This is a genomic window from Streptomyces sp. NPDC054872 (assembly GCF_053610705.1).
The window spans coordinates 1,866-8,630 of the sequence record NZ_JBSGYY010000034.1; the positions used below are offsets into that span (position 1 = coordinate 1,866).

The window sequence follows — 6,765 nt, forward strand, 5'->3', positions numbered from 1 at the left end:
CGCACCGTCAATTGTTGGCGGCGGGGCGTCGCCCGCCCCCGGTACGCGGGGGCGCCCCACGTCCGGGGAGGTGGCTAACTCCGGCGCCGGGACGCCTCGTAGAGCACGACTCCCGCCGCCACACCGGCGTTCAGGGACTCCGTGCCGCCCGGCATCGGGATCCGCACGCGGTAGTCGCAGGTCTCGCCGACGAGCCGCGAGAGGCCCTTGCCCTCGCTGCCGATGACGATGACGACGGGGCCGGACAGCGCCTCCAGGTCGCCGACCTCGTGTTCGCCGTCCGCCGCGAGCCCGACGATCGCGAGCCCGGCCTTCTTGTAGGCCTCCAGGACGCGGGTCAGGTTCGTGGCGCGCGCCACGGGCGTACGCGCCGCGGCACCGGCGGCCGTCTTCCAGGCGCCCGCGGTCATCCCGGCGGCACGCCGCTCGGGGACGACGACGCCGTGCCCGCCGAAGGCGGATGCGGAACGGACCACGGCGCCCAGGTTCCGCGGGTCCGTCACGCCGTCGAGCGCGACGATCAGCGGGTCCTCGCCCTGGTCGTACGCGGCGGCGGCGAGCTCCTCGGGGTGCGCGTACTCGTAGGGCGGCACCTGGAGCACGAGGCCCTGGTGGTTGAGCCCGTTGGTCATACGGTCCAGCTCGGGGCGGGGCGCCTCCATGAGGTGGATGCCGCCGCGCTCACCGGCGATCTGCAGCGCCTCGCGGACGCGCTCGTCGTTGTCGATGAACTGCTGGACGTAGAGCATCGAGGCGGGCACGCCCTCGCGCAGCGCCTCGACGACGGAGTTGCGTCCGACGACCATCTCGGAGGTGCCCTTGCCGCGGCCCTTCACGGGGGCGGGACGTCGGCCACCGGGGCCACCCCCGGCCTTCTTGGCCGCGGCGTTGGCGATGCGGTTCTTCTTGTGTCCCTTGCGCGCCTCGGCGGGCGGCGTCGGGCCCTTGCCCTCGAGGCCGCGGCGCCGATTGCCGCCGCTGCCGACCTGCGCGCCCTTCTTGCCGGACATGCGGCGGTTGTTAGCGGCCATGACCTACCTGTCTCTGTGATGCGTGCGGCTGTCCGCGAACTGCGGAGGGCCCACTGCGTGACTGCGTACGTATATGAAGTGTGCCGCCCGGGTCGCCGGGCGGCACATCGCGAGCCCCGACGGACTCGGCCGCTCAGCGCGGGCCGAGAGTCCACCGCGGTCCGGTCGGGCTGTCCTCGATGACGAGGCCGGACTGGTTGAGCTGGTCGCGGATGGCGTCGGCGGTGGCCCAGTCCTTGCGGCCGCGCGCCGCCTCCCGCTGCTGGAGCACGAGGCGGACGAGCGTGTCGACGGCCCCGTGGAGGTCGTCGCCGCGGTCGCCGTCGCCGGCCCACTGCGGGTCGAGCGGGTCGAGGCCGAGCACGCCCAGCATGGCGCGCACCTCGGCGAGCCGTTCCACCGCGGCTTCCTTGTCGTCGGCGGCCAGGGCGGAGTTGCCCTGCCGGACCGTCGTGTGGACGATCGCGAGGGCCTGCGGGACGCCCAGGTCGTCGTCCATCGCGTCGGCGAAGGCGGGCGGCACGTCGGCGGCGGGCTCCACGACGCCCCCTGCCTTCTCCACCACGCGCTGCACGAAGCCCTCGATCCGCGCGAACGCGGACTCGGCCTCGCGCAGGGCCTCCTCGCTGTACTCGATCATCGAGCGGTAGTGCGGGGTGCCCAGGTAGTAGCGCAGGACGATCGGGCGCCACTTCTTGACCATCTCGGAGACGAGGACGGAGTTGCCGAGCGACTTGGACATCTTCTCGCCGCTCATGGTGACCCAGCCGTTGTGCACCCAGTACCGCGCGAACGCGTCGCCGTAGGCCTTGGCCTGCGCGATCTCGTTCTCGTGGTGCGGGAAGATCAGGTCGATGCCGCCGCCGTGGATGTCGAACTCACGGCCGAGGTACTTGTGGGCCATCGCCGAGCACTCCAGGTGCCAGCCAGGACGGCCGCGGCCCCAGGGGGTCTCCCAGCTGGGCTCCCCTTCCTTGGCTCGCTTCCACATGGCGAAGTCGCGGGGGTCGCGCTTGCCGGTCTCGCCCTCGCTCTCGGGCTGCAGGAGGTTGTCGAGCTCCTGGTTGGAGAGCTCCAGGTAGCCCGGGTAGGACTTCACGTCGAAGTAGACGTTGCCGTCCGACTCGTAGGCGTGGCCGCGCTCGATCAGGCCGCGCATCATCTCGACCATCTCGGTGATGTGTCCGGTGGCGCGCGGCTCGTAGGTGGGCGGGAGGCAGCCGAGGACGTCGTAGCCGTTGTTGAAGGCGCGCTCGTTCTCGTAGCCGATCGACCACCACGGGCGGCCCTGCTCGGCGGACTTCCGGATGATCTTGTCGTCGATGTCCGTGACGTTCCGGATGAAGGTGACGTCGTATCCGCGGTGGGCGAACCAGCGGCGCATGATGTCGAAGTTGAGCCCCGACCGGATGTGGCCGATGTGCGGGGCCGCCTGCACCGTCGCGCCGCACAGGTAGATCGAGACACAACCGTCGTTGAGCGGGCTGAAGTCTCGGATCTGCCGGGCGCTGGTGTCGTACAGGCGAATCGTCACCACTCCAGGGTAGTGGTCCAAGGACAGTGCCCTGCGACCTCCCGGGTCAACAGGGCACGGAACTGTGACATGTGCGGGGTGCGCGAGGGCGTCAGATCCTGCCGACGACCTTGCGCGGGGTGACGCGGACGACGACGCGGGGCTCGTCCTTCGCCGAGGACGGATTGAACTCCGCGTACTTCAGGCCGGTGTACTTCAGCGCCAGCTCGTCGATGAGCTCCTGCCCGCCCTCGGTGGTCATCGTCGCCTCGCCGCGGATCTCGGCGTACGTGTACGGGGCGTCGAAGGGCTGGAGGAGCACCGTCACGCGTGGGTCGCGGCGCAGGTTCTTCTCCTTGCGGCGGTCGATCGTGGTGGAGAAGAGCAGGTCGTCGCCGTCACGCTTCACCCAGACCGGTGAGACCTGGGGGCTGCCGTCGGGCTGGATCGTGGCGACGGAGACGAAGACGGGGGTGTCGAGCAGGGCCTTGAGCTTGTCGGACAGTTCGGCGGACATGGGGGCGCCTCTCTCGTACGTCGGTGACTGTCGCTGTTCCGTGTCGGGGTGCGTTACCGATACTCCTCCGACGCACCGCGCCGCGGAGGCACTTCGTCGCCGCGTCGCCCGTACGCCGGTCAGTCCGTCCGCACGACCAGGGCCGTCGCGATCGCCGCGAGGCCTTCGGCGCGGCCGGTGAGGCCGAGCCCGTCGGTGGTGGTGCCGGACACGGCGACCGGGGCGCCGACGGCAGCGGTCAGCATCTTCTGCGCCTCGTCACGCCGCTTGCCGACCTTGGGGCGTACGCCGATGACCTGGACGGCGACGTTGCCGATCTCGAAGCCTTCGGCGCGCACGATTCTGGCCGCCTCGGCGAGCAGCGTCACACCGGAGGCGCCGGACCATTCGGGCCTGCCGGTGCCGAAGTGCGCGCCGAGGTCGCCGATGCCGGCGGCGGAGAACAGGGCGTCGCAGGCGGCGTGCGCGGCGACGTCGCCGTCGGAGTGCCCGGCGAGGCCGGCGCTCTCGCCCTCCCAGAGGAGCCCGGCGCACCACAGCTCGCGCCCTTCCTCGAAGGCGTGCACGTCGGTGCCGATGCCGACCTGCGGGAGCGCCACGCGCGGCTGCTGCTCAGAAGCCATCGTTGGCCCTCCTGCGGGCGAGTACCGCCTCGGCGAGGACGAGGTCGAGGGGCCGCGTGACCTTGAAGGCCTCTTCGTGGCCGGGTACGACGACGACCTGGAGGCCGAGCTGCTCGACCATGCTCGCGTCGTCGGTGACGTTGTCGGTGACCGTGGCGTGGGCGCGGACGAGGGTGTCGCGGTCGAAGCCCTGCGGGGTCTGTACGGCGCGCAGGCGGGACCGTTCCGGGGTGGCGACGACGGGCTCGGGCGTGCCGGGCTCTCCCGGCTCGACCTGCTTGACGGTGTCGGTGAGAGGCAGCGCGGGGACGACGGCGGGGGCGCCCTCGCGTACGGCCTCGATGACGCCGTCGACGGTGTCGACGGGCACCAGCGGGCGGGCCGCGTCGTGCACCAGGACCACGCCGATGCCGTCGGGCAGGGCGTCGAGGCCGAGCCGCACGGATTCCTGGCGGGTCTCGCCGCCGGGGACCACGACGAAGTCGGTGCGCTCGGGCAGTGCGTGGTCGGCCAGGAGGGTCTTGACCTCGGCGGCGCCCTCCGGCGGGGCCACGACGACGACGAGCGAGACGGCGCGGGAGGCGGCCATGGCCCGTACGGCGTGGATGAGCATGGGCGTGCCGTTCAGCGCGCGGAGCGCCTTGGGGGCGCCCGGGCCGAGCCGTACGCCGCGTCCGGCGGCGGGGATCACGACCGCGGTGCGGGATTCCTCAGACATCGCTTCCGTTCAGGTTTGTGTGCTCGGGAGGGCTGGGTATGGCCCTGGCAGAGTGCCGGGCGTGAGCCTTGACCGGACCCTTCCGTGACATCTGGTCGAGCCGACTGCCCGGCACGCGCACCAAGCAGCACCGAGGACGACGCGAGTACGGAACGTCAGCAATTCAAGGGTTACGCCTGAGCAAGCTGGGCAGGTCCAAGCTGGGCAGGTCTGGGTACGAACATGCCGCAGCGCCCGGCGACACCATTGAGGGTCAGCGGGCACCGCGGCATTTCATGGCGCCAAGACGTATGCGTATGTCAGGACGCGATCAGGACGCGAGGACCTCGTCAAGCAGGGCCTCGGCCTTGTCCTCGTTCGTGTTCTCCGCGAGGGCGAGCTCGCTCACCAGGATCTGGCGAGCCTTGGCGAGCATGCGCTTCTCACCCGCGGACAGTCCGCGCTCACGCTCACGACGCCACAGGTCACGCACGACTTCCGCGACCTTGATGACATCGCCCGATGCGAGCTTCTCGAGATTTGCCTTGTAGCGACGGGACCAGTTCGTGGGCTCTTCGGCGTACGGCGCGCGCAGTACTTCGAAGACCCGGTCGAGCCCGTCTTGACCGACCACATCACGCACGCCGACGAACTCCGCATTGTCCGCAGGCACACGTACCGTCAGGTCGCCCTGAGCGACCTTCAGCACCAAGTAGGTCTTGTCCACGCCTTTGATCTGGCGAGTCTCAATGGCCTCGATCAGCGCGGCCCCGTGATGGGGATAGACCACGGTGTCGCCAACCTTGAACGTCATGTGACAGGTACCCCTTCCGTGGCTATCCATCCTAACACGAGAATCGCCTCTTCTGAATGGCGTTTTCGCAGGTCAGGGCATATCTCGGGGCTTGACAACAGCAACAGGAACGTGCTGCGGAGGGCTTGCGGAGCGAGGTATTCGCAGGTGGGAGCGGCTCTTCGGGGAAGCGGAAACATGCCCGTCACACCCCCTCCGAGAGCGCTCCACGAGGCTGAACGTCCCGGTTTGCCGGGTTCCGAGCGGTGAACTTCCGCTACTCCGTTCGGCGACCGGAGAGGGATGCGAGCCCGCGTTCGACGTGAATCCGGAATTGATCAAGCGACCCCGGTGATCAATTCCGCGGACTTCCCCGTACTTCCCGGGACTTCCCCGGATCGCCATGCATTCCTTACCGGAAATCCGCAGGACCAGCCGCGATGTCTCTTGACGGCGCTTAAGTGAATGGTGGACGAGTTGCCAATGGCGCGGACGTGACGGCAGGGGCGTGTGCGTCGCCGCACGAGCCACGGGAGAGCGGCTCACCACCCGTAGGGGCGGGTCGGGTGCGGTGGCACGGGAACGGCTCGGTAACCTAAGCCCGCTGACACACACTTAGGGCGGCTTCAGAGCCGCCCGCCCCTCCCGTACCGCCCTCGTTCAAGGAGTTGCCGCCGCCGTGAGCCGCAGCCTTCGACGTGGCGCCATTGCCGCCACCGCCATCGCGTTCTCGCTCGCGTCGCTCGCCGCGTGCGGCGCCGGTAACAACGCCCAGACGCACGAGATCAAGCCGGACAACGCCGCGACCGCTGTCGGCGACATCAAGATCCAGAACGCCATGGTGATCACCCAGCCCGACCTGAAGTCGACGGGTCCCGCGGTGATCGCCGCCACGATCTTCAACAACGGCAGCACCGACCAGACGCTGGACGAGATCGCGGTCGACGGCACCGGCAAGAAGGCCAAGATCACGCCGGCCAAGGACGACAAGTCGTCCAAGGGCAGTCGGCTGACCATCCCCGCGGGTGGCTCGGTCATCATCGGCGGCAAGGACAACGCCACCGCGGTCCTGCCCAGCAGCCGTGAGGCCGTCAAGGACGGTGACGCGCAGCCGGTCACCTTCGCCTTCAGCAAGACCGGCGACGTGAAGATGAAGACCTTCGTCGTGCCGGCCGAGAGCTACTTCAAGAAGTGGGGCCCGGCCGAGGTTCCCGAGGCCCCGGGCTCGAAGCCGTCCGAGAAGCCGTCCGGCAGCGCGTCGGCCGACCCGTCGGGCTCGCCCGCCACGAACCCCTCGGGCACGCCCGCCGACGGCGCGAACACCGAGCCGTCCGGTGCGGCCTCGTCGCCGGCCGCGGGCGGCGCGCAGTCGCACGGCGCGGGAGACGCCGCCGAGCACTGATCGACGTACGTACGCGACGGCGTACGCACGGAAGGGCGGGAACCCGGCACCGGGGGCCCGCCCCGGGGGGGGGCCCCCCCGCCCTACGGGCCCCCCATCCGGGCGGGGTTGGGGGGGGGGGGGGGGAAATAAACGCCGCGAAGCGGCGAAACGCTCTGCTCGGTGGGGAGGGCAGCCGCACGCCGGTGT

7 protein-coding genes are annotated in these 6,765 nt (G+C 70.2%); 1 reads left to right on the top strand and 6 read right to left on the bottom strand.

Going from position 1 to position 6,765, the window contains the following annotated elements:
• Positions 1-74: 74 nt before the first annotated feature.
• The 6 genes from rlmB to ACWGIH_RS32290 all read right to left on the bottom strand — a co-directional run bounded on the left by rlmB (position 75) and on the right by ACWGIH_RS32290 (position 5,195).
• The gene (gene rlmB, locus ACWGIH_RS32265; RefSeq protein WP_453448895.1) at positions 75-1,031 is read right to left on the bottom strand and encodes a 23S rRNA (guanosine(2251)-2'-O)-methyltransferase RlmB; all 957 of its coding nucleotides are present in this window, start codon (positions 1,029-1,031) and stop codon (positions 75-77) included.
• Positions 1,032-1,164: 133 nt separating this feature from the next.
• Complete coding sequence (gene cysS, locus ACWGIH_RS32270) at positions 1,165-2,565, bottom strand: cysteine--tRNA ligase (protein ID WP_453448894.1); 1,401 nt, start codon at positions 2,563-2,565, stop codon at positions 1,165-1,167.
• Between the two features lie 91 nt (positions 2,566-2,656).
• On the bottom strand, positions 2,657-3,061 hold the full coding sequence (locus ACWGIH_RS32275) for a PPOX class F420-dependent oxidoreductase (protein ID WP_453448893.1): 405 nt from the start codon (positions 3,059-3,061) through the stop codon (positions 2,657-2,659).
• Between the two features lie 119 nt (positions 3,062-3,180).
• Positions 3,181-3,684 (bottom strand): 2-C-methyl-D-erythritol 2,4-cyclodiphosphate synthase, encoded by a 504-nt coding sequence (gene ispF, locus ACWGIH_RS32280; RefSeq protein WP_453448892.1) that lies wholly within the window; start codon positions 3,682-3,684, stop codon positions 3,181-3,183.
• Positions 3,674-4,402 carry a 2-C-methyl-D-erythritol 4-phosphate cytidylyltransferase gene (gene ispD / locus ACWGIH_RS32285; protein WP_453448891.1) on the bottom strand — a complete coding sequence of 243 codons (729 nt, stop codon included), beginning with the start codon at positions 4,400-4,402 and terminating at the stop codon, positions 3,674-3,676. Before ispD ends, ispF begins: the two co-directional genes overlap by 11 nt.
• A 310-nt stretch (positions 4,403-4,712) precedes the next feature.
• A complete protein-coding gene (locus ACWGIH_RS32290; RefSeq protein WP_003953493.1) occupies positions 4,713-5,195 on the bottom strand; it encodes a CarD family transcriptional regulator in 483 nt (160 codons plus the stop codon).
• Between the two features lie 658 nt (positions 5,196-5,853).
• Here ACWGIH_RS32290 and ACWGIH_RS32295 point away from each other — a divergent pair.
• On the top strand, positions 5,854-6,576 hold the full coding sequence (locus ACWGIH_RS32295) for a DUF461 domain-containing protein (protein ID WP_453448890.1): 723 nt from the start codon (positions 5,854-5,856) through the stop codon (positions 6,574-6,576).
• Positions 6,577-6,765 lie beyond the last annotated feature (189 nt).

Excerpts from the sequence above, each read along its gene's own strand:
- ACWGIH_RS32290 (WP_003953493.1), bottom strand. The coding sequence starts at position 5,195 with ATGACGTTCAAGGTTGGCGACACCGTGGTCTATCCCCATCACGGGGCC.
- ACWGIH_RS32275 (WP_453448893.1), bottom strand. The coding sequence starts at position 3,061 with ATGTCCGCCGAACTGTCCGACAAGCTCAAGGCCCTGCTCGACACCCCC.
- ispF (WP_453448892.1), bottom strand. The coding sequence starts at position 3,684 with ATGGCTTCTGAGCAGCAGCCGCGCGTGGCGCTCCCGCAGGTCGGCATC.
- rlmB (WP_453448895.1), bottom strand. The coding sequence starts at position 1,031 with ATGGCCGCTAACAACCGCCGCATGTCCGGCAAGAAGGGCGCGCAGGTC.
- ispD (WP_453448891.1), bottom strand. The coding sequence starts at position 4,402 with ATGTCTGAGGAATCCCGCACCGCGGTCGTGATCCCCGCCGCCGGACGC.